Below are 21,512 nucleotides of genomic sequence, written 5' to 3'. Positions count from 1 at the left end.
GGAGGCCTGACCGGCGGTCAGGGCTCAGGGGGGAGGCCTGAGGCGTCGAGCTGGAACGAGTTCCTGGCCAGGTCGAGCGCCCGCCCCTCCCCGCGATCCGGCAGCAGCTCGTACGCCAGCGTGAACCCCCGGTTCTTCGACACCTGGCGCGGCCACTCGTGCACGTACTCGACCGACGCCCCGCCCTGCGCCCGCAACTGCCCCACGAGCGCCTGCTCGGCGGCGTCGCCCCAGGTGTCGGGCGTGCCGTCGAACAACCCCTGGTCCTCCTTGACGGCCGCGTCGTAGGCCGCCCGCAGCACGGGGCCGGCGCGCCCGACGCGCCTGGTCTCGGGCGGCTCGGTGGCGGGCCCGGCCGACACCATGTTGGCAGGGGCCCTGATGTGCCAGCGGTGCACGATCGCCATCCCCCGCTCGGACGTGATCACGTCCTTGATCCTGGCGGGACGCGGGCCGCCGGCGTCCGGGACCGTCCAGGTGGGCGGCCCCGCCGGGCCGTCCCACGGCGTCTCGCCGACGTCGCGGACGCGTATCCGCGCCATGTCCCACATCGCGCGGCGCAGCCCGTCCACGGTGCGGCCGGCCATCTGCAGGCGGTAGAACCAGTGCCAGTCGCGGAACAGGTTGTACTCCTCGACCCTGCCCAGCGCCTGCGCCCCGCCGCCCTCCCGCGGCACGGCAGGGCGGCCGGTGTACTTGCGCTGGCTCGGGTTGAACAGCTCCGCGCCGCTCTGGCCCCACTCGGTGGCGACGTCCAGGCCGAAACGGCCGAACGCCTGGGCGAACGCGTACCGGTCCGTCGCCTTCAGATACGCGACGAAGCCCCACAACTCACCCTCGTCCACGGCGGACGCGGGCGCGGGCCCGGTGGCCAGGCCGGCCGTCCAGTGGCACGGGCCCAGCGAGACGAAGCCGCGGTCGTAGGCGTTCAGGCTGTCGAAGTAGCCGATCGCCTCCACCTCGCTGACCGCCCGCACCACCAGGTACGTGCCGAGCACGGCCCGGTCGCCCGCCTGCACGAGCTGCGCCAGCGTGGGCCCGGGCCCGCCCGGCTCGGGGGAGGGCAGCAGGTGCTCGGGCAGCATCTCGCCCTCCGGCCGCCAGGTGTGCCCGAACTCCGGCCAGGCCCGCGGGCCCGCGTAGTCGCCGAGCACCCGGTAGTCGCCGCTCACGTCCAGCTCGGGATGCGCCGGCGCCACCGGCTCCCTGGACGGGCGCTCCCAGGTGCGCGTCAGGTCGCGCACGAACACGCGCGGCGCGGTGGAGGTGATCTCGCGGGCGCCCCAGACGTTCCCGGCCCGGCCGCCGCCGGGGATCGTGTGCAGCCGGTCCGGACGGCCCTCCCGCAGCTCCCACGCCTCCACCACGACGGGGCAGCGCCGCCGCCGGTCCTTCCAGCGGCGCAGCACGAACCTGGTCCAGGCGTTCACGACCCCGGTCACCGGGTCGGTGTAGCGCTCGTAGAAGTGGGCGTGCACCGGGACGAGCCGGTCCGACCAGCGGATCAGCTCTACCCCGGCGCCTCGCTCGTGGGCGGCGGCGGCCGTGCCCTCCACACCGCGCGTCACGGTCAGCCCGGCGTCCGCCGACGTGGCCGTGACCTCCACGATCTCGTCGTCCACGAGCACCCGGAACGGTCCCTGCGCCGGGAACGCCGAGGCGGCACCGACGCGGAACAGGCTTGCCTCGGGCGTCACCGCGTCCACCAGGGACGTCGAGCGCGGCTCGCGTTCGGTGGCGGCGTCGGACAGGGAGGCGTAGCGCTGGAACTCCATGACCGACAGCCACGTGGCCGTCGTGAACGTCGTCGCGTCCGGCGGCGCGAGCAGGAAGCCCAGCTCGCGCAGGTCGCGGTGCAGGTCGCGGACGTGTGTCGTGCCGGTCAGCTCCGGCCGGTCCTGGCCGGCGTAGCGGGCGGGCAGCCCCGCGGCCGGGTCCCGGTCGCCGGGCCGCAGGTCCAGCTCGCCGTACAGGCCGGACGCGGGACGGACGAGCGCCGCCGTCAGCCAGGCGAACATCTGACCGAGATCATCCAGCATGAGCCGCCACCTGCCCCCAACATCCCGCCGACCCCTGAGCCCGCCGACCCCTGAGCCCGCCGACCCCTGAGCCCGCCGACCCCTGAGCCCGCCGACCCCTGAGCTTCGCGGGCCCGGAGCCCGCGCCGATCCACCGACGGTAGGCCGCGCCGCCCGCGCCCGCCCCAGGGATCGTGCTAGGGAAAACTCTGGGCCGTGGCCTACCGGGTGTAGCGGTGCTTGGCCCCCATCGGGAAGTACTCCGGATCGCCCGACTCCCGCAGCCTGACGAACGGCGTCTGCCGCGCCACCGGCACGTACGCGGCGAACTCGCTGTTCAGCCGCCGGAGCTGGGCCAGGATCGACGCCCCGACCGCCTGGGCGACCTCGTCGGACGGCTTCTCCCCTGGCATCAGCTCCACCGTCACGGTCAGGTGCCGGTCGTAGCCCTCGTCCTCGACCGTCTCCAGCACGAACTTGCCCGTCACGCACGCGCTGACCCCGGGCTGCTCCAGGCCGATCGCGATGTTCTCCGGGTAGATGTTCGCGCCGTAGTAGGAGACGGTGTGGTGGCTGCGGCCGAAGACGTACACGAACGGGCGCTCAGTGCCTGGCGCCCGCGGCTCGAAGCCGTCCCGCCGCACGAACTCCATCAGCTTCCGGTACGGGAGGACGCCGCCCTCGTCGGCGATGTGGTACCGGATGAGCGGCACGCCGTTGTCGCCCGAGAACAGCAGGGTGCCCTCGTGCTCCTCGAAGAAGCGCACCCCGGGGTCGTACTGCACGAGCGTCGGCAGCCGCGACTCGCCGAACAGCTCCCTGGCCAGGCCTGGACGATCCGACAGGAAACGGCGGATCTCCACCGACAGCGGCGTCTCGTTGCCCAGCACACCGGCGTCGGCGGTGCCGTACAGGGAGGCGATGCCCCGCACCGGGTCGGCGATCCCGGCCCGCTCGGCGACCAGCGTGCGCCACTCCTCGCTGAACACCTCGCCCGCCGTCACCAGCTTGACGTCCCAGCCGGCCCAGGGCAGGTCCTCGGTGTCGATCACGTTCTTCAGGAACGGCGGGTAACCCAGCAGCACGACCTGGTCGAAGTGCGGCGCCAGCTCGGGGATCACCCGCGCGATCTCCCGCCGGTCGGTGCCGGGGGCGACGACCGTGATCGGGTAGCCGCGTTCGGCCAGGTGGCGGCAGCAGGCGACGGTGAACAGGCCGCCCACCCAGGTGCCCAGGGCGAAACAGACCACGGCCAGCGTACGGCGCTCGCGGGCGGCGAAGGAATCCGCGAACACCTCCTCGAAACGGTCGGCGATCACCCGTTCGTCCGCCGCCGAGCGCGGCCAGAACGACGGCACGCCCGTGGAGCCCGAGGAGACGGCGATCATGTCGCCGATCACGCCGTTCCTGCACAGGTCGGGGAGGGGGTGGCGGCCGGTGTAGTTCTCCTTGGTGGTCATCGGCAGGCGCGCGAAGTCCGCCAGGGTGGTGATCCCGGCTGGTTCGACGCCGTGCTCGGTGAGGAACCTGCCGTAGGCGGGCACGGTGGCCGCCACCTGATGGAAGAGCTCAACCGGGTCCATCCGCCGACTGTACGACGCCCGCCGCGACAGCGAAACGCACCCGCTGTCACTCGCCCGGCCGCACCAGCCCCGTCTCGTACGCGAACACGATCGCCTGCGCCCGGTCACGCAGCCCCAGCTTCATCAGCACCCGCCCCACATGCGTCTTGACCGTCTGCTCCGCCACGAACAACTTCTCGGCGATCTCCTGGTTGGACAGCGCCTGCGCCACCAGCCCGAGCACCTCGGTCTCCCGCTCGGTCAGCTCGTCGAGCCGCCGCCCCGTCACCGCCCGCGGCCCGCCCAGCCGGGCGAACTCGGTGATCAGCCGCTTGGTGATCGCCGGGGCGATGAGCGCCTCCCCGGCCGCCACCACCCGGACGGCCTCGGCGAGCTGCGCGGCTGAGGCGTCCTTGAGCAGGAACCCGCTGGCCCCCGCCCGCAACGCCTCGTAGACGTAGTCGTCGAGGTCGAACGTCGTCAGGACGAGCACCTTCGCGGTGTCCTGGCGCGCCGTCAGCTCCCTGGTGGCCTCCAGGCCGTTCATGACGGGCATGCGCACGTCCATGAGCACCACGTCGGGCCGCAGCTCGGCGGCCCGCTCGACGGCCTGGAGCCCGTCGGCGGCCTCGCCCACCACCTCGATGTCCGGCTGGCCGCTCAGGAACACCGTGAACCCGGTGCGCACCATGCCCTGGTCGTCGGCGATCAGTACCCGGATCAAGCGCTCTCCCTTTCCGCGACGGGTAACGTCGCGACCACCTCGAAACCTCCGCCGTCGACGGGCCCGGCGTCGAGCGTGCCCCCGAGCAGCGCCGCCCGCTCCCGCATTCCCACGAGCCCCTGCCCGGCCCCACGCCCCGGCGGGCCCGCGGCCCCGGACGCGGCCTCCTGCCCGGCACCGGACCCAGCCCCGAACCCAGGCCCGGACCCAGCCCCAAACCCAGCTCCCGCCCCGGCGTCTGTCACGGCGCCTGGCCCGTTGATGATGCGCAGCCGCAGTTCGTCGCCCAGCCGGGCGATGTCCACCGCGACGGTGGCGCCGGGCGCGTGCCGCATCGCGTTCGACAGCGACTCCTGCACGATCCGGTACGCCGACAGCTCCACCGCCTGCGGCTGCCCGTCGAGCGCCCCCGACCGCTTGACCAGCACGGTCAGCCCCGCGGCACGCGCGTTGGAGACCAGCTCGTCCACCCGGTCGAGCCCCGGCTGCGGCGCGGTGTCGGTGCGGCCCTGCGGGTCGCGCAGCACGCCGAGCACCTGGCGCAGGTCCGCGATGGCCTCCAGGGACAGCGCCCGGATCTCGGCCAGCCCGGCTTCGAGCTGCGCCACGTCGCCGGCCGCCTTGAGCGGCACCGCCTCCGCCTGGATGGCGATCACCGACATGTGGTGCGCGACCACGTCGTGCAGCTCGCGCGCGATGCGGGCGCGCTCCTCCAGCACCGACTGCGCGCTCTCCGCCTCCCGCGTGCGCTGCTCCTCCCGCACGAGGCGGGCGGTGGCGGTGCGCCGGGCGCGCACGTTGTAGCCGAACAGGACGGCGACCGAGGCGATGATCGTGGCCAGGAACATGGAGTCGGGGTGCACGATCCAGACGGTCAGGACCGTCAGTGCCCAGACGCCCACCGTGATCCGCCGCTCGCACCTGACCGCGACCGAGTAGAGCACGAGCAGGTACATGAGGATGGCCGCGATGGGGTAGGGCGGCACGACGTCGCCGACCGTCATGGTCACGTAGACGATCAGGGGCAGCATCACGGCGGCGACCCGCCAGGCCGCCAGCGGCCATCGGTCGCGCAGGGCGATGGGCAGCGAGACGCCGATCGCGATCAGGTACATGAAGATCAGCGGGGCGGGCCCGGGGACGCGTGGGTCGGCGATGTGGGCGCGGGCCGCGGCGTCGTTCCAGTCGAGGCCGGTGCTGATCATGATGCCGTACAGGACGAAGGCGAGCAGCAGGTCGGCGGCCTGGACGAGGTCGTAGGACCTGCCGGGCACCAGCGACCCCAGCCACCGGGGGGTCCTGAACGTGAGGCGGCGGGCGGCGAACGGCGGGTCGGCGTCGCCCTCGAACAGCGCCAGCACGAACGGCCGCACGAGCTTGCGGCCGGTCTCCCGCACCCCCGGCCTCGGGCGCCGGGGGGCTTCGGACCGCCGGAACGGGCGCAGACGGGGGACGCGGATCACCTGGTCAAGCTTACGAGGGCAAGCGCGGGCGGTCGTCACACCAGGGTTTGACGTTCCTGTCACCCTCAGGTACTGCTTACAAGATTACGATCGCCGTGAGCGAACATCGTCAAGGAAGGGAACAGTGCAGGGCTCCGATGAGTTGAGCCGGTATAACTCAACCCTTTGGAGTTCGCATGAGTGAGAGCTTGATCCTCCCGGTCCTGCCGCTGGACGACGAGGTCGTCCTGCCGGGCATGGTGGTTCCGCTGGACCTGTCCGACTCCGAGGTGCGCGCCGCCATAGAGGCGGCACGTGCATCCGGTGGCAACAAGCCACGGGTCCTTCTCGTTCCCCGCGTTGACGGCCGTTACGGCGCGATCGGCGTCCAGGCCGTTGTCGAGCAGGTCGGGAGGCTGCCGGGCGGCGAGCCCGCCGCCGTGGTGCGCGGCGTGAACCGGGTGCGCGTGGGCACCGGCACGACCGGCCCCGGCGCCGCACTCTGGGTCGAGGCCGAGACGATCGACACCGTCGCCGCCGGTGAGCGCGCCCAGGAGCTGGCCAAGGAGTACAAGGCGCTGGCCACCACCATCCTGCAGAAGCGCGGCGCCTGGCAGGTGGTCGACCAGGTCAACACGATCGACGACCCGTCCGTGCTGGCCGACAGCTCCGGCTACACCCCGTGGCTGACCACGGCGCAGAAGGTCGAGCTGCTGGAGGAGGCCGACCCGGCCGGGCGGCTGGCCAAGCTGATCGAGTGGTCCCGCGACCACCTCGCCGAGCTCGACGTCGCCGAGACGATCCGCAAGGACGTCCAGGAGGGCATGGAGAAGCAGCAGCGGGAGTTCCTGCTGCGCCAGCAGCTCGCCGCCGTCCGCAAGGAGCTGAAGGAGCTCAACGGCGACTCCGCCGAGACCGAGGAGGAGGACTACCGGGCCCGCGTGGAGGCCGCCGACCTGCCGGAGAAGGTGCGCGAGGCCGCCCTCAAGGAGGTCGACAAGCTGGAGCGGACCTCCGACCAGTCGCCGGAGAGCGGCTGGATCCGCACCTGGCTCGACACCGTCCTCGACATCCCGTGGAACGAGCGCACCGAGGACAACTACGACATCACCGGCGCCCGGGCGGTGCTCGACGCCGACCACACCGGCCTCGACGACGTGAAGGACCGCATCATCGAGCACCTGGCCGTGCGCAAGCGCCGCCAGGACAAGGGCCTCGGCGTGGTGGGCGGCCGGCGCAGCGGCGCCGTGCTGGCCCTGGCGGGTCCTCCCGGAGTCGGCAAGACCTCGCTGGGCGAGTCCGTGGCGCGCGCGATGGGCCGCAAGTTCGTCCGGGTGGCGCTCGGCGGCGTCCGCGACGAGGCCGAGATCCGCGGCCACCGGCGCACCTACGTCGGCGCGCTGCCCGGCCGGGTCGTGCGCGCCATCCGCGAGGCCGGCTCGATGAACCCGGTCGTCCTGCTCGACGAGGTCGACAAGGTCGGCGCCGACTACCGCGGCGACCCCACGGCCGCCCTGCTGGAGGTGCTCGACCCGGCGCAGAACCACACCTTCCGCGACCACTACCTCGAGGTCGAGCTGGACCTGTCCGACGTGCTGTTCCTGGCCACGGCCAACGTCCTGGAGGCCATCCCGGGGCCGCTGCTGGACCGCATGGAGATCGTCACGCTCGACGGCTACACCGAGGACGAGAAGGTGGCGATCGCCCGCGACCACCTGCTGCCCAGGCAGCTCGAACTGGCCGGGCTGACCCCCGACGAGGTCAAGGTCGAGGACGCGGCGCTGCGTAAGCTGGCCGCCGAGTACACCCGCGAGGCCGGCGTCCGCTCGCTGGAGCGCTCGGTCGCCAGGATCCTGCGCAAGGTGGCGGCCAAGGACGAGCTGCCCGTCACCGTGGGCGAGGACGACCTGGTGGGCTACATCGGGCGGCCGAGGTTCGTGCCGGAGTCGTCGCTGCCCGAGGCCAAGCAGCGCACCTCGGTGCCCGGCGTGGCCACCGGCCTGGCGGTCACCGGAGCCGGCGGCGACGTCCTGTACGTCGAGGCGTCCCTGGCCGACCCGGAGACCGGCGAGACGGGCCTGACGCTGACCGGCCAGCTCGGCGACGTGATGAAGGAGTCGGCGCGGATCGCGCTGTCCTACCTGCGCTCGCACGGCGCGGAGCTGGAGCTGCCGGTCACCGCGCTGAAGGACCGCTCGGTGCACGTGCACTTCCCGGCGGGCGCGGTGCCCAAGGACGGCCCGTCGGCCGGTGTGACGCTGACGACGGCGCTGGCCTCGCTCCTGTCCGGACGGCAGGTGCGCGGCGACGTGGCCATGACCGGCGAGATCTCGCTGACCGGGCGGGTGCTGCCGATCGGCGGCGTCAAGCAGAAGCTGCTGGCGGCGCACCGGGCGGGCATCACCACCGTCCTCATCCCGGCCCGCAACGAGCCGGACCTGGACGACGTGCCCGCGGAGGTCCGCGACGAGCTGACCATCCACACCGTCAGCGACGTGCGCGAGGTCCTGGACATCGCGCTCACCCCGGCGAAGGTCGCCTCCTCCGTGGCGGCCTGATCCCCGAGGACACACCCCGCCGCGCCCGGCCTTCCCAGGGGCGCGCGGCGGGGTGTTCGCACGTCGTGACGCAGATCACGAAACAGATCAGGAATACCGGGATATCACCTCGTCGTTAGCAACGGCGTGAACGAGGCATACGCGACCGGTCGCGGCACTCCCCTGACGGGGGCCGCGTGTCGACGCATGCGTATGGGGCGAATGCCGGCCCGTTAAGAGCAACCCGTCCGCCCGTTCTCCTCGAAGGTCGTCATGATCGCACCCGTTTTCGTGCTGCGCAGGCTGAGTCACCTGCCCTTCCACCCCGGCACCCGCTGAGGGCCGCAGTCCCTCCTCCACCGGTGATGTACGTTCCCGCGGCCCCGGCCGCCCTCAGCCATGGGGAATCCCAGTGATCCAGGCTTCAGGCCTGCGCAAGCAGTACGGCACGACCGTCGCGTTGGACGGCGTGGACCTGCACGTGCGCGAAGGCGAGATCTACGGCGTGCTCGGCCAGAGCGGCGCCGGCAAGAGCACGCTGCTGCGCTGCGTCAACCTGCTCGAACGCCCCACCGCGGGCACCGTCACCGTCGCGGGCCAGGACCTGACCGCGCTCGGCGACCGCGACCTGAACCGCGCCAGGCAGCGCATCGGCATGATCCACCAGCACTTCGCGCTGCTCTCCTCGCGCACGGTCGCCGGGAACGTGGCCTTCCCGCTGGAGGTCATGGGCGTGCCCAGGGCCGAGCGCGAGCGCCGCGTCGGCGAGCTGCTGGAGCTGGTCGGCCTGGCAGGGCGCGGCAAGGACCGCCCGCACCAGCTCTCCGGCGGCCAGAAGCAGCGCGTCGGCATCGCCAGGGCGCTGGCGGGCAACCCGTCGGTGCTGCTGTCGGACGAGGCCACCTCGGCGCTCGACCCGGCCACCACGCAGTCGATCCTCGCCCTGCTCAAGCGGCTGAACGCGGAGCTGGGCCTGACGATCCTGCTGATCACCCACGAGATGAACGTGGTCAAGAGCGTCTGCGACTCGGTGGCCATCATGTCCCAGGGCCGCATCGAGGAGTCCGGCGCCATCGCCGACCTGATCAGGACGCCCGGTTCCCGCCTGACCAGGGAGATCTTCCCGCTGCCCGAGCCCGCCCCCGCCGGCTCGGTGACGCTGACGTTCACCGGCGAGCCGGGCAGGCCCGTGGTGTCGGAGGTGGTGCGCAAGTTCGACGTGGACCTGAGCATCCTGGGCGGCTCCATCGAGGACCTGGCGGCCGGGTCCGTCGGACGCCTGCGGGTGGCGCTGGACGGCGCCGAGGCGCCCGCGGCGCTCGCCTATCTGCGTGAGACCGGCCTGATCGTGGAGGAGGCGCCGTGACCTGGGAAGAGATGCTGCCGCTGCTGTGGCCGGCGACGGTGGAGACCGCGCAGATGGTGGGCTGGTCGACGCTGTTCACCGTGCTGCTCGGGCTGCCGCTGGGCGTGGCGCTCGTGGTGTTCGACCGGGACGGGCTGCGTCCGCTGCCGGCGTTCAAGACGGGGCTCGGGTTCGTGGTCAACGTCGGGCGGTCGCTGCCGTTCATCGTGCTGATGATCGCGATCATCCCGTTCACCCGGCTCGTCGTCGGCACCACCATCGGGACCGCCGCGTTCGTGGTGCCGCTGACGGTCGGCGCGGTGCCGTTCTTCGCCCGGCTGGTCGAGACCGCGCTCAGGGAGGTCGGCACGGACGTGGTGCAGGCCGCCCAGGCCATGGGCGCGAGCAGGACCGCCATCGTGCGCAAGGTCCTGCTGCCCGAGGCGCTGCCCGGCCTGGTGGCGGGCCTCACCGTGACCGTCGTCGCGCTGATCGGCTACTCCGCGATGGCCGGCACGCTGGGCGGCGGCGGGCTGGGCGACCTGGCCGTCCGGTACGGGTACCAGCGGTTCGAGACGCTCCTCATGATCGTGACGGTCGTGCTGCTGCTCGTGATCGTGCAACTCCTGCAGAGCCTGGGCGACTGGGTCGCTCGGCGCCTATCGCATAAGTAAGGAAAAATCATGAAAATTCACCGCCTTGTGGGTGCCGTCGCGCTGGCTCTGTCGCTCGCCGCATGCGGCACGTCGCAGACCGCGACGAGCACCACGTCCGCCACCGCGGCGGCCGAGGGCGCCGACGCGGTGCTGAAGGTCGGCGCCAGCCCCGTGCCGCACGCCGAGATCCTCAACTTCGTCAAGGACAACCTGGCCCCGGCCGCCGGCCTCAAGCTGGAGGTCGTCGAGTTCACCGACTACGTGCAGCCGAACGTGCAGCTCGACGAGGGCCAGCTCACGGCCAACTTCTTCCAGCACAAGCCGTACCTGGACGACTTCAACACCACCAAGGGCACCAAGCTGAGCTTCGTCACGCCGGTGCACCTGGAGCCGCTCGGCCTCTACTCCAAGAAGATCACGGACGTCTCCGCCCTGGCCAGTGGCGCCACCGTGGCCCTGCCGAACGACGCCACCAACCTCGGCCGCGCGCTCAAGCTGCTCGCCGACAACGGCATCGTCACGCTCAAGGACGGCGTCGGCACCGCCGCGACCGAGCGCGACGTGACGGGCAACCCGAAGAACCTGCAGTTCAAGCCGCTGGAGGCGGCGCAGCTCCCGCGTTCGCTGGAGGACGTGGACGCCGCGGTGATTAACGGCAACTACGCCATCGAGGCCGGTCTCAAGCCCGCCTCGCAGGCGCTGGTGCTGGAGAAGACCGAGGGCAACCCGTACGTGAACGGCCTGGTCGTGCAGGCCGGCCACGAGAAGGACGCCAACATCGTCACGCTCGGCAAGCTGCTGCAGGACCAGAAGGTCAAGGACTTCATCAAGCAGAAGTACGAGGGCTCGGTCATCCCGGCCGAGTGACCCGCGCAGCCGCGGCCCCCGCCGGGCCGCGGCTCCACCGTCCGGGTTCTGGCGTGGCGGGCAAGTAACCGAATACTGTTCTGTTCATGCATCCGGGAGCCATCGCAGCAGTCACCCCCGACAAGCCCGCTGTGATCATGGCGGGCTCCGGTCGGATCATCACCTTCCGCGAACTGGACGAGGAGTCGAACCGGCTGGCCCATCTGTTCCGCGCGGCGGGACTGCGGCCGGGCGACCACATCGCGTTCATGCTCGGCAACCACCCTCTCTTCCTGGCCGTCGCCTGGGCGGCGCACCGCTCGGGCCTGTACTACACGCCGATCAGCTCGCGGCTGCAGACCGACGAGCTGGCCTACATCGTCAACAACTGCGGCGCGCGCGTCTTCATCTCCAGCGCCGACCTGGCCGCCGTCGCCACCTCCATCACCGTCGCCACGCCCGGCGTCGAGCTGCGGCTCATGCTGGACGGCGTCGCCGACGGCTTCGAACCGTACGAGGAGGCGGTGGCCAAGCAGCCGGTCACCCCCGTCGAGGACGAGTGCACCGGCGCCGACATGCTCTACTCCTCGGGCACCACGGGCCGTCCCAAGGGCGTCAAGCTGGCCGCCACGCACGGCCCCCTCGACGAGCCCGGCCTGCTGTTCAAGCTCATCCAGGGCCTGTTCACGCCCACGCCCGACAGCGTCTACCTCTCGCCCGCGCCGCTCTACCACGCCGCGCCGCTGCGCTACTGCCTGACCTTCCAGCGGCTCGGCGCCACGGTGGTGGTGATGGAACGCTTCGACCCCGAGCAGTACCTGGCGCTGGTCGAGCGGTACAAGGTGACGCACACGCAGCTCGTGCCGACGATGTTCATCAAGATGCTCAAACTGCCGGAAGAGACCCGGGCGAAGTACGACATCTCCTCGCTCAAGTACGCCATCCACGCCGCCGCCCCCTGCCCCGTCCCCGTCAAGGAACAGATGATCGACTGGTGGGGCCCGGTCATCCACGAGTACTACGCGGGCACCGAGGGCAACGGCTTCCTCTACGTCGGCCCCGACGACTGGCTGCGGCACAAGGGCACCGTCGGCCGCTCCCTGCTCGGCGTCGTGCACATCTGCGACGAGGACGGCGAGGACCTGCCGCCCGGCGAGCACGGCACGATCTACTTCGAGAACGGCGGCCGCTTCGAGTACCACGGCGACCCCGACAAGACCCGCTCGTCCCAGGACCCGCGCGGGCGCGGCTGGACCACGCTGGGGGACATCGGCTACCTGGACGACGAAGGCTTCCTGTACCTCACCGACCGGCGCTCCTACATGATCATCTCGGGCGGTGTGAACATCTACCCGCAGGAGGCCGAGAACGTGCTGTCGGTGCATCCGAAGGTGGCCGACGTGGCCGTCTTCGGGGTGCCGGACGACGAGATGGGCGAGCAGGTCAAGGCCGTGGTCGCGCCGGTGTCCATGGACGAGGCGGGGCCCGCGCTGGAGGCGGAGCTGATCGCGTACTGCCGGGAGCAGCTCGCGCACTACAAGTGCCCCAAATCGGTCGACTTCCGTGAGGAGCTGCCCAGGCATCCCACGGGCAAGCTCTACAAGCGGTTGCTGCGCGACGAGTACTGGCCGGCGAAAAAGTAAAATCTTGGACACATTTTTTACTGAGCGGCCCGGCTCCGACCTCGATCGATAAGGCCGTCGTCAGGCCGGGCCACCCCCTCGAATCTCCCCCTTAAGCAGGGCTTACGCGCCTGTTGACACCCTTGGGTCAACGGGATTTGAGGGAGATGGAAGATGAACGCGAACGAGCCTCGCGAGCAGGGCACCGGCGGGTGGAGCCAGTTCGGCGCCACCCCGCCGGCCGCCGGGGGCTTCCCCCGGCGGGACACGATCGCCATGGAGGTGCCCCCGCCTCCGCCGCCCCCTCCTCTGCCGCCCAAGCACCGTCTCAACGTCGCGCAGAAAGCGGTGGCGGGGCTCGCCCTGGCCGCGATGGCGGTCGGCGGCGGCGTCGTGGGCGCGGTCGTCGCCAACTCGTTCCAGCCTGAGCCGGTGGCGAGCAGCAGCCCCAGCTCGCCCAGCCCCGTCTTCAAGTCCGCCGCCGACCAGCTCACCGTGGCCGAGGTCGCCGCCAAGGTGCAGCCCTCCGTCGTGATGATCCAGGGGCAGAGCGGCGAGGGCTCCGGCGTCGTACTGTCCGAGGACGGGCTCATCCTCACCAACAACCACGTGGTCGTCGGCGCGGGGCAGGGCGGCCAGATGACCGTCAAGTTCAGCGACGGCAAGACGGCCAAGGCCACCGTCGTCGGCACCGACCCCGCCACCGACCTCGGCGTCATCCGCGCGGAAGGCGTCTCGGGGCTGACCAAGGCCACGCTCGGCGACAGCGACCAGCTCAAGGTCGGCGACCCGGTGCTCGCCATCGGCAGCCCGCTCGGCCTCGACGGGTCCGTCACCGCCGGCATCGTCAGCGCCCTGGACCGCACGCTCAACCTCGGCGACGAGCAGCCGCAGGTCCCGCCGGGCTGGGGCCAGCAGCAGCAACAGCAGCAGCAGAGCGCGCCCACCACGATCGGCGGCGCCATCCAGACCGACGCCTCGATCAACCCGGGCAACTCCGGCGGCGCGCTGGTCAACGCGGCCGGCCAGCTCATCGGCATCAACACCGCCATCGCCTCCCAGGCGCAGGGCGGCGGCGTCGGCTTCGCCATCCCGGTCAACACCGCCAAGCAGGTGGCCGACCAGCTCATCAGCACCGGCAAGGTCACCCACGCCTTCCTCGGCGTGAGCGTCACCGACGCCACCGGCGACGTGCCCGGCGCCCTGATCAGGCAGGTCACCGCGGGCAGCCCGGCGGAGAAGGCGGGGCTGCGGGAAGGCGACCTGATCACCAAGATCGGCGACAAGGCGGTTGACGCAGGCGATACGGTTGTCGGGCAGGTCAGAGGTTTCAAACCGGGCCAAGAGGTCAAGATCACATATATGAGGGATGGCGCGACGGCCGAGGTCGATGTCACTCTCGCGGAGAACAAGTAACAAGGACCCCCTCATGGACGGGTGTGCCGTTGAGATCGCTGCGGACTCGGCGGCACACCCCCCCATTCAGGCCCCCGGCCGAACGCGGGGGCCTGTTCTCATGAGAAGCGCCGGCCCTCGTCGCGCCGGTAGGCCCAGGCCGCCGCGATGGCCGCCACCACGGTCCACGCGGCCAGCGAGACCAGCGCCACCACGTCCGGCGTGGTGCCCGCCGTCACCGCCCACAGCAGCTCGGCCACCCCGCGCGTCGGCACGTACGGGGAGACGGCCTGCACGAAGCCGGGCAGCATCGCCGGCGGCAGCAGCAGCCCGCCCACGATCGCCATCGGGAAGAACACCACCTGGGACGCGGCGATCGCCGCCTTGGCCGACAGCACGGAACCGATGAACAGGCCCATCAGCATGAACGGCACGACCCCCGCGACCAGCACGCCCAGCCCCAGCAGCAGCCCCACCGGCGTGATCGTCGCCGCGGTCAGGAACGCCGCGACCAGCAGCACCGGCACCACCGACACCAGCGTGCCCGCCAGCATCGCCAGGATCCGCCCGGCGAAGCGGGGGAGCGGGCCCGCCGGGAGCGTGCGCAGGTACGGGTTCCACGGCAGCTCGCGGTCCTGGGCCACGGTGATGCTCAGGTTGATGAGCGACCCGGCCATCGCGCCGAAGATCATCATGGACCCCGTCGCCATGGTCGCCGCCTTCGGGATGTCACCCGCGAACGGCACCACGAACGCCACCATCGACACGGCAGGGAACAGCGCGCTCGCCAGCAGCCCGACGGGCACCCTGAGCTGCTCCAGCAGGAAGAGCCTGGTGTGTGCGACGACCAGGTCAGGCATGGGCGGACTCCTTCGCGGTGAGGGTGAGGAAGGCCTCCTCCAGGGTGGTCGGCCTGATCTCCAGGCCGGAGAACGGCGTGCCGCTGCGGACCAGCTCCACGACCAGCCGGTCGGGGTCGGCGGTCATCAGGCTGACCCGGCCGTCCACGCGTTCCGTGCCGAGCACGCCCGGCAGCTCGGGCAGCTCGTCCGCGACGAGCGAGACGTGACGGGCGCTCACGACGTCGCGCACGGCCCGCACGGTGTCGTCGGCCAGCACCCTGCCGGAGCCGACCACCACGACCCGCTCCGCCAGCGCCTCGATCTCCTCCAGGTAGTGGCTGGTCAGCAGCACCGTGCCGCCGTCCTCATGGAAGGACCTGATGCCGTCCCAGAGGGCGCGCCTGGCCTCCACGTCCAGGCCGGTCGTCGGCTCGTCGAGGAAGACCAGCCGCGGCTTGCCCGCGAACGCCAGCGCCACCGCCAGCCGCCGCCGCTGCCCGCCCGACAGCCCGCCGACCTGCCGCTTGACCAGGTCGCTCAATCCGAACCTGGCCAGCAGCTCGCCCTTGTTCTCGCGGTCGGGGAAGTGCGCGGACACGAAGTCGACGATCTCCCCGACCCGCAGCGTCTCAGGCAGCCCCGTCTCCTGCGGTGTCACGCCGATGCCGCGCCGCGCGACCGGGTCGCGCGGCGAGCCGCCGAGCAGCTCCATCACGCCGGACGTGGGCCTGCGCAGCCCCACGAACAGGTTGATCAGGGTGGACTTGCCCGCGCCGTTCGGGCCGAGCAGGCCGACCAGCTCGCCCGCCCTGATGTCGAGCGAGACGCGGTCGAGCGCCAGCACGTCGCCGTAGCGGCGGGAGACCTCGATCGCCCGGGCGAGAACCGTCATCGGGTGCCTCCCGCGTTGTCCAGCAGGGCGCGGATCGCCTTGGTGTAGTCCTCGAAAGCCAGCCGCCCACGCCTGGTCAGGGCCACGAACGTGACCGGCGTACGGCCACGGTGGGTCTTGTTGATCGCCACGTATCCCGCCTCTTCCAGCTTGGTCAGGTGCACCGACAGGTTGCCCGCCGTCATGCCGAGCAGATTCTTCAGCGAGTTGAAGGCCATCTCGTCGCCCTCGCCGAGGACGTTGAGCGCGGCCACCACCCGCAGCCTGGCCTGGGCGTGGATGACGGGGTCGAGCTCGGGCAACGGCGTGTCCGCCGTCACGAGCGGAGCCTCAGGACCACCCCGACGGCGATGAAGCCCCCGCCCAGCAGCACGGCCGTCAGCAGCGCGTGCCACCCGGCGCCGAGCAGCACGCCCAGCGCGTTCACGGCGCCGATGTAGACGCCGAAGAAGAACATCGGCCAGATGAGGAAGACCGCGCCGCCCGCCATCTGCAGCGCCGCCACCAGCATCAGCGAGGCGCCCGCCCACAGCAGGCCTCTCTCCTCCTCCGGCAAATGCGGGCCGATCCTGGTGCACAGGACGGTCATCAGCGCGAACGCGGCGAACCAGGCGTAGCCGAACATGGTCCCCCTGGCCTTCGAGTCGCCGCGCACCACCATGTTCATCCGGACGAACCCGAAGGCCGTCAGGCCGCCCGCCACGAGCTGGCTCGCCATGAGCACGCCCACGGCCTGCATCTGGCTGATCGGCGCGTAGGGGTGCCCGTCCAGGCCGTAGCGCAGGAACAGCGCGGTGAAGCCGAGCGCCCAGGCCACGCCCCAGGGGACGTAGAGCAGAAGCGGATCGCCGTAGATCCATCTCGTGGTGGCGGCGCTCTGCTCCTCGATGACGCGGAGCATCTCGCCGGGACTCGGCGTGCGCTCGTCTTCCACCATGCAAACTCCTCGATCCCGCAAACTGGTTTGTATCGTAAACCTCACGGCGACGCGAACACAAGCCCGGACCCATCCGGCACGGCTACCGCCTGGTCAGGACCTCGGACTCCCACAGATCCCGGTAGTAGCCGGGCACGGCCACCAGCTCGTCATGCCGCCCCCGCTGGATGACCCGGCCCTCCTCCAGCACCACGATCTCGTCGATCCCCTCCAGCCCCTTCAGCCGGTGGGTCACGAGCAGCGTCGTGCGGTCGCGCGTCACGTCCAGCAGGTCGGCCATCAGCAGGTCGGCCGTCTCCTCGTCCAGCGCCTCGGCCGGCTCGTCCAGCAGCAGCACCGGCGGGTCGTACAGCAGCGCCCTGGCCAGGGCCAGGCGCTGCAACTGGCCGCCCGACACGGTCCTGCCGTCCTCGCCCAGCTCGGCGTCCCAGCCGGTCCGCTCCACCCAGCCGTCCAGCCTGGCGTCCCGCACGGCGCGGCGCAGCGCCTCCTCGCCGGCGTCCGGGCCCGCCAGGCGCAGGTTGTCGCGCAGGGAGGCGCGGAAGATGTACGGGTCCTGCGTCAGGCCCGTCATGAGCGTGCGTACGTCGTCGCCCGTCAGGTTCGCCAGGGGGGTGCCATTGACGGTGATCGTGCCGGACTCGGGGTCGATCAGGCGCATCAGGGCGGCCAGCAGCGTGCTCTTGCCCGCGCCGCTGGGGCCCACGATGGCGACCCGCTTGCCGGGGGTCAGCCGCAGCGACACCCCGTCCAGCGCAGGCCGCCCGACACGCCCAGACCGCCCGGCACTCCCCGGCTGCCCGGCACTGTCCGGCTGCCCGGCGCTCCCCGGCCGGCCGTCGCGCGGGGCTTGGCCGCTCTGGGCCGGTTGGCCGTCTCGGGCGGCTTGGCCGTCCAGGGTGGGCTCCCCGTCCGGGGTGGGCTCTTTGTCCAGGGTGAGGTGCCCGTTCAGAGTCGGCCGCCCGGCACGGCCAGGCTGCGGGTCCGGAGCGGGGGCGTCGTCCGGGGTTGCGTGGCGGACCACGAGGTCGTCGATCTCGATGGTCAGGGGCGCCTCGGGCCGGGGCGCGGGCGCGGCGGGTTCTGCCGTCGCCGGGGCGGCCGAGCGCACGTCGCGCAGCCGCCGAAGGGCCGCCGTGATGCCCGCCATCCGCTCGCCCGCCGCCGCCAGCGGCAGCACGGGCTCGAAGGCCACGAGGGACGTGAGCGCGAGCACGGCCGTACCCACGGAAGAGGCGCCCGCACCCTGGGCGAGCAGGACGACGGCCGCCACCGTCAGCCCCTGCACCAGCGTGCCGCCCGCCAGAGCGGCGGCGTGAACGCGGGCCTGGCGCCGCTCCAGCGCGGCCAGCGCCTCGTCGGCCGCCAGCGCCTTCGCCAGCGCCTCGTCGTCCGCCCCGTACGCGGCCAGGTCCGCGGAGCCGTGCACCAGGTCCGCCACCCGGCTCGCCAGCGCCGCCCGCGCGGGGGCGATCCTGGCCGACCAGCGGCGCGCCGCCGCCGCCGTCCCCGCGGGCAACGCCACCCCGGCCACCACCAGCCCGGCCACCAGCACCAGCGCCGCCACCGGCAGGATCGTCAGCCCGATCACGACCGCCGCCAGCCCCGCCATCGCCGCCGCGGCTGCGGGCAGGAGGCAGCGGACGAGCAGGTCCTGCACGGCCTCGGTGTCGTCCACCATCCGGCTCAGCAGATCGGCGCCGCCGTGGCGGGGGCGCTGCGGGGGGATGAGGGCCTCGTACAGGCGTTCGCGGGTGCTCGCCTGGGCGCGCAGGGCCACGTCGTGGCCGGTGAGGCGCTCGGCGTAGCGGAAGACGCCCTTGCCGGTGGCGAACGCCCTGGTGGCCACGATCGCCACGCTCAGGGCGGCCAGGGGTGGTTGTTCGGCGGCCCTGGTGATCAGCCAGGCGGCGGCGGCGATCAACCCCAGCCCGGCCAGGTCGGCCGCCGCCCCCGCCAGCACCGCCCACACCAGCCTGGTGCCCATCCGCCGCTTCATCGCGCACTCCCTTCCTGCCGCGCTGTTGTAGCGCTCTCCGGTGGTGCGGGCGCGGTGCCGGAGGGCGGCGGGTGCTGGGTGGTGCCGGAGGGTGGGTGCTGCGTGCCGGACGGCGGGGGCTGGGTGGTGCGGGAGGCCGGGTGCTGTGGGGTGTCAGAGGGCGGGTGCGGGGTGGGAGGGGGTTGGGGGCGGGTGGTGTCGGAGATGATGCGGCCCTCGTGGACGCGGATGACGCGGTCGGCGAGGTCGATCATGGCGGGCCGGTGGGCGACGATGACGGCCGTGCGGTCGCGCGCCAGGTCCGCGGTGCCCGAGACGACCGCCGCCTCGCTGCGCCCGTCCAGGCGGGCCGTGGGCTCGTCCAGGAGGAGCACCGACGCGGCGGGACGGCAGAAGGCCCGTGCCAGGGCGATGCGCTGCCGCTGCCCGGCCGAGAGGTTGGCGCCGCGCTCGCCCAGCACCGTGTCGAACCCCTGCGGCAGGGACGCCACGAAGTCGGCGTGCGCCGCCTCCGCTGCCCTGCGGACGTCGTCCGGCGAGGCGGTGGGGGAGCCGAGGCGGATGTTGTCGGCGACCGAGGTGGCGAACAGGTGCGGTCGCTGGGCGACGAACGCCAGGCGGGCCCGCCAGGTCGTGAGGTCGAGGTCGCGCAGGTCGGTGCCGTCCACGAGGACGCGGCCCTCGGACGGCTGGATGAAGCCGAGGATGAGGTGGAGCAGCGTGCTCTTGCCGCCGCCGCTCTCGCCGACCAGGGCGACCCGTTCGCGCGGGCCGATCGTGAGCGTGACGTCCTCCAGGGCCGCGCCGTCCCGCCCGGGATAGCGTACGGTGACGTGCTCAAGCCGAATCTCCGGCGCCTCCAGCGCCGCCTCGCCCGGCCGCATCGCCTCGCCCAGCCGCATCGGGTCGCTCGGCCGTGCTGCGTCGTCTGGCCGCGCCGCGTGGCCCGGCCGTGCTGCGTGGCCCGGCCGCATCGGCTCGTCTCCCGTCCGGTCCAGGACGGCGAAGGCCGCGTCGGCGGCGGCCACCCCCTCCATGGAGGCGTGGAACCGCGTCCCCATGGCCCGCAACGGCAGATAAGCCTCCGGCGCCAGCAACAACACCAGCAATGCCGTGGTCAGATCCAGCGACCCCCCGAGCAGCCGCAACCCCACCGGCACAGCCACCAGCGCCAGCGAAAGCGACGCGCACAACTCCAGCACCAGGGACGACAGGAACGCCACCCGCAACGTCCGCATGGTGGCGGTGCGGTGCGCGTCGGCGATCTGCTGGATGACGGTGGCCTGGTAGCGGGCCCGGCCGAAGGCGCGCAGGGTGGGCAGGCCGCGCACCACGTCGAGGAAGTGCCCGCCGAGCCGCGACAGCGCCACGAACTGCCGTTCGGTGACCGCTTTGGTGGTCATGCCGACGAGCGCGCCGAAGACGGGGATGAGCGGCAGCGTGACGAGGACGATCACCGCGCTGGCCAGGTCGGCGGCGAACAGCCGGACGAGGACGGCGACGGGCACCACGGCGGCGACCGCGATGGACGGCAGGTAGCCGGTCAGGTAGTTGTCGAGCCCGTCGAGGCCGCGCCCCGCCAGGGTGACGAGTTCGCCGGAGCGGTGCGCGGTGAGCCGGGCGGGGCCGAGGTCGCGCAGCCGCTGCAGGAGCCGGTGCCGGAGGGCGGACTTCACCCCGGTGGCGGTGTGGCCCGCGTAGACGCCCTGCGTCCAGGCGAGCAGTGCCCGTACGCCGACCACCGCCGCGAGCACCGCCAGCAGGCCGGTGGCGAAGCGGCCGGACAGGACCCCGGCCAGCAGTTCGGCCTGCACCAGCACGAGCAGCCCCGCGAGCACGGCGGCGGCCATCGTGACGCCCAGGTGGCGGCGGACCGAGCGCTCGGCCCGCATGAGTGCGAACAGATCCTTGTGCACGTTCCCTCAGAAGAACGACGGCAGGCGGTAGGCGTCCTTGCCTGGCCGGAAAGTGCGCCATACCCATACTTGCGCCCCCAGCATGATGGGTGCGACGGGCAGGACCATGACACTGAGCACATTCAGCGTGGCCGCGGGCGCGCTGTGCTCCAGCAGGTACGGCATCGCGCCCCCGAGCACCCCCAGCGCGGGCAGCGCGGCGACGATCCCCGACGCCAGCAGCACCCGCCCCGACCGGGTGACGCCGAACCGGCCAGGCGTCCGCCAGCCGAGGAACGTCCAGCCGTGGAAGGCGAGCAGCAGCGTGACGACCACGCCCAGCAGGAGCCCGAGCGGGTGCACGGGCGGGGAGCCGAAGCCGGTGGCGGCGGCGTACAGGGCCATGCCCCAGCCGACCGACAGCCCGAGGGAGCCGAACGCGATGGCCGCGTCCCAGAAGCCGCGCCAGGCGGGGCCGTCCAGGCGGCGGCGGAACCACAGCCCGGCGTCGCGCAGCACCCAGCACAGCAGCATGGCCACGACCAGCGGGTAGAGCCCGAACAGGACCTCGCCTTCGAGCAGCGGGTAGACGCCGAACATGGTTCCGGCCACGGCCACCAGCCACACCTCGTTGGCCAGCACGTACGGGGCCATCGCGGCGACCATCCTGTCCCGGTTCTCGCGGGTCCTGCCCAGCACGGGCAGCAGCAGCCCGACGCCCAGGTCGAAGCCCTCCAGCGCGAAGTAGCCGGCCAGCAGCGCCGTGAAGACGGCGAACCAGATCACTTCCATGTCGCGGA

The 21,512-nt window shown here is 72.3% G+C and carries 17 protein-coding genes; 6 read left to right on the top strand and 11 right to left on the bottom strand.

The annotated features are described in order from the left end of the window. Nucleotides 1-17: 17 nt before the first annotated feature. The 4 genes from ABD331_RS23350 to ABD331_RS23335 all read right to left on the bottom strand — a co-directional run bounded on the left by ABD331_RS23350 (nucleotide 18) and on the right by ABD331_RS23335 (nucleotide 5,767). Nucleotides 18-2,039 carry a hypothetical protein gene (locus ABD331_RS23350; protein ID WP_344478185.1) on the bottom strand — a complete coding sequence of 674 codons (2,022 nt, stop codon included), beginning with the start codon at nucleotides 2,037-2,039 and terminating at the stop codon, nucleotides 18-20. Nucleotides 2,040-2,239: 200 nt separating this feature from the next. Further along, complete coding sequence (locus ABD331_RS23345; RefSeq protein WP_344478183.1) at nucleotides 2,240-3,601, bottom strand: phenylacetate--CoA ligase family protein; 1,362 nt, start codon at nucleotides 3,599-3,601, stop codon at nucleotides 2,240-2,242. A gap of 46 nt (nucleotides 3,602-3,647) precedes the next feature. Continuing rightward, nucleotides 3,648-4,304, bottom strand: a complete 657-nt coding sequence (locus tag ABD331_RS23340; RefSeq protein ID WP_344478181.1) for a response regulator — start codon at nucleotides 4,302-4,304, stop codon at nucleotides 3,648-3,650. Next, on the bottom strand, nucleotides 4,301-5,767 hold the full coding sequence (locus ABD331_RS23335; protein ID WP_344478179.1) for a sensor histidine kinase: 1,467 nt from the start codon (nucleotides 5,765-5,767) through the stop codon (nucleotides 4,301-4,303). Before ABD331_RS23335 ends, ABD331_RS23340 begins: the two co-directional genes overlap by 4 nt. Before the next feature lie 176 nt (nucleotides 5,768-5,943). On the opposite strand from ABD331_RS23335, the gene lon reads away from it, so the two are divergent. From lon to ABD331_RS23305, 6 genes are all read left to right on the top strand, one after another. Further along, nucleotides 5,944-8,304, top strand: a complete 2,361-nt coding sequence (gene lon / locus ABD331_RS23330; protein ID WP_344478177.1) for an endopeptidase La — start codon at nucleotides 5,944-5,946, stop codon at nucleotides 8,302-8,304. 391 nt (nucleotides 8,305-8,695) lie between these two features. After that, a complete protein-coding gene (locus tag ABD331_RS23325; RefSeq protein ID WP_344478175.1) occupies nucleotides 8,696-9,649 on the top strand; it encodes a methionine ABC transporter ATP-binding protein in 954 nt (317 codons plus the stop codon). Further along, nucleotides 9,646-10,302: a methionine ABC transporter permease gene (locus ABD331_RS23320; RefSeq protein WP_187414703.1), complete on the top strand. Its 657-nt coding sequence runs from the start codon at nucleotides 9,646-9,648 to the stop codon at nucleotides 10,300-10,302. Before ABD331_RS23325 ends, ABD331_RS23320 begins: the two co-directional genes overlap by 4 nt. A gap of 9 nt (nucleotides 10,303-10,311) precedes the next feature. Continuing rightward, nucleotides 10,312-11,151 carry a MetQ/NlpA family ABC transporter substrate-binding protein gene (locus ABD331_RS23315; protein WP_344478172.1) on the top strand — a complete coding sequence of 280 codons (840 nt, stop codon included), beginning with the start codon at nucleotides 10,312-10,314 and terminating at the stop codon, nucleotides 11,149-11,151. 86 nt (nucleotides 11,152-11,237) lie between these two features. Further along, the gene (locus tag ABD331_RS23310; RefSeq protein WP_344478170.1) at nucleotides 11,238-12,773 is read left to right on the top strand and encodes an AMP-binding protein; all 1,536 of its coding nucleotides are present in this window, start codon (nucleotides 11,238-11,240) and stop codon (nucleotides 12,771-12,773) included. Nucleotides 12,774-12,926: 153 nt separating this feature from the next. After that, nucleotides 12,927-14,168, top strand: a complete 1,242-nt coding sequence (locus ABD331_RS23305) for a S1C family serine protease (protein WP_344478168.1) — start codon at nucleotides 12,927-12,929, stop codon at nucleotides 14,166-14,168. Between the two features lie 98 nt (nucleotides 14,169-14,266). Here ABD331_RS23305 and ABD331_RS23300 read toward each other — a convergent pair whose 3' ends face one another. The 7 genes from ABD331_RS23300 to ABD331_RS23270 all read right to left on the bottom strand — a co-directional run bounded on the left by ABD331_RS23300 (nucleotide 14,267) and on the right by ABD331_RS23270 (nucleotide 21,504). Then, the gene (locus ABD331_RS23300; RefSeq protein ID WP_344478166.1) at nucleotides 14,267-15,007 is read right to left on the bottom strand and encodes an ABC transporter permease; all 741 of its coding nucleotides are present in this window, start codon (nucleotides 15,005-15,007) and stop codon (nucleotides 14,267-14,269) included. Next, nucleotides 15,000-15,881 carry an ABC transporter ATP-binding protein gene (locus ABD331_RS23295; RefSeq protein ID WP_344478164.1) on the bottom strand — a complete coding sequence of 294 codons (882 nt, stop codon included), beginning with the start codon at nucleotides 15,879-15,881 and terminating at the stop codon, nucleotides 15,000-15,002. Before ABD331_RS23295 ends, ABD331_RS23300 begins: the two co-directional genes overlap by 8 nt. Beyond that, on the bottom strand, nucleotides 15,878-16,201 hold the full coding sequence (locus ABD331_RS23290; protein WP_344478162.1) for a winged helix-turn-helix domain-containing protein: 324 nt from the start codon (nucleotides 16,199-16,201) through the stop codon (nucleotides 15,878-15,880). The genes ABD331_RS23295 and ABD331_RS23290 overlap by 4 nt, the downstream gene beginning before the upstream one ends. Continuing rightward, complete coding sequence (locus ABD331_RS23285; protein WP_344478159.1) at nucleotides 16,198-16,818, bottom strand: hypothetical protein; 621 nt, start codon at nucleotides 16,816-16,818, stop codon at nucleotides 16,198-16,200. Before ABD331_RS23285 ends, ABD331_RS23290 begins: the two co-directional genes overlap by 4 nt. Before the next feature lie 82 nt (nucleotides 16,819-16,900). Beyond that, a complete protein-coding gene (locus ABD331_RS23280; RefSeq protein WP_344478157.1) occupies nucleotides 16,901-18,817 on the bottom strand; it encodes an ATP-binding cassette domain-containing protein in 1,917 nt (638 codons plus the stop codon). After that, entirely contained in the window at nucleotides 18,814-20,733 is a 1,920-nt protein-coding gene (gene cydD / locus ABD331_RS23275) for a thiol reductant ABC exporter subunit CydD (RefSeq protein WP_344478154.1), read from the bottom strand. The genes ABD331_RS23280 and cydD overlap by 4 nt, the downstream gene beginning before the upstream one ends. Nucleotides 20,734-20,739: 6 nt before the next feature. Further along, on the bottom strand, nucleotides 20,740-21,504 hold the full coding sequence (locus tag ABD331_RS23270; protein ID WP_344478152.1) for a cytochrome d ubiquinol oxidase subunit II: 765 nt from the start codon (nucleotides 21,502-21,504) through the stop codon (nucleotides 20,740-20,742). Nucleotides 21,505-21,512 lie beyond the last annotated feature (8 nt).

Origin of the sequence: Nonomuraea monospora, from assembly GCF_039531895.1 — a bacterium.
In the GTDB taxonomy this organism is placed as follows: Bacteria; Actinomycetota; Actinomycetes; order Streptosporangiales; family Streptosporangiaceae; genus Nonomuraea; species Nonomuraea monospora.
The sequence above is the reverse complement of the archived record's forward strand: the minus strand, read 5'-3'. Positions and strand labels throughout refer to the sequence as shown.

Excerpts from the sequence above, each read along its gene's own strand:
- ABD331_RS23270 (WP_344478152.1), bottom strand. The coding sequence starts at position 21,504 with ATGGAAGTGATCTGGTTCGCCGTCTTCACGGCGCTGCTGGCCGGCTAC.
- ABD331_RS23345 (WP_344478183.1), bottom strand. The coding sequence starts at position 3,601 with ATGGACCCGGTTGAGCTCTTCCATCAGGTGGCGGCCACCGTGCCCGCC.
- ABD331_RS23310 (WP_344478170.1), top strand. The coding sequence starts at position 11,238 with ATGCATCCGGGAGCCATCGCAGCAGTCACCCCCGACAAGCCCGCTGTG.
- ABD331_RS23285 (WP_344478159.1), bottom strand. The coding sequence starts at position 16,818 with ATGGTGGAAGACGAGCGCACGCCGAGTCCCGGCGAGATGCTCCGCGTC.
- ABD331_RS23295 (WP_344478164.1), bottom strand. The coding sequence starts at position 15,881 with ATGACGGTTCTCGCCCGGGCGATCGAGGTCTCCCGCCGCTACGGCGAC.
- ABD331_RS23350 (WP_344478185.1), bottom strand. The coding sequence starts at position 2,039 with ATGCTGGATGATCTCGGTCAGATGTTCGCCTGGCTGACGGCGGCGCTC.
- ABD331_RS23280 (WP_344478157.1), bottom strand. The coding sequence starts at position 18,817 with ATGAAGCGGCGGATGGGCACCAGGCTGGTGTGGGCGGTGCTGGCGGGG.
- ABD331_RS23300 (WP_344478166.1), bottom strand. The coding sequence starts at position 15,007 with ATGCCTGACCTGGTCGTCGCACACACCAGGCTCTTCCTGCTGGAGCAG.
- lon (WP_344478177.1), top strand. The coding sequence starts at position 5,944 with ATGAGTGAGAGCTTGATCCTCCCGGTCCTGCCGCTGGACGACGAGGTC.
- ABD331_RS23305 (WP_344478168.1), top strand. The coding sequence starts at position 12,927 with ATGAACGCGAACGAGCCTCGCGAGCAGGGCACCGGCGGGTGGAGCCAG.
- ABD331_RS23315 (WP_344478172.1), top strand. The coding sequence starts at position 10,312 with ATGAAAATTCACCGCCTTGTGGGTGCCGTCGCGCTGGCTCTGTCGCTC.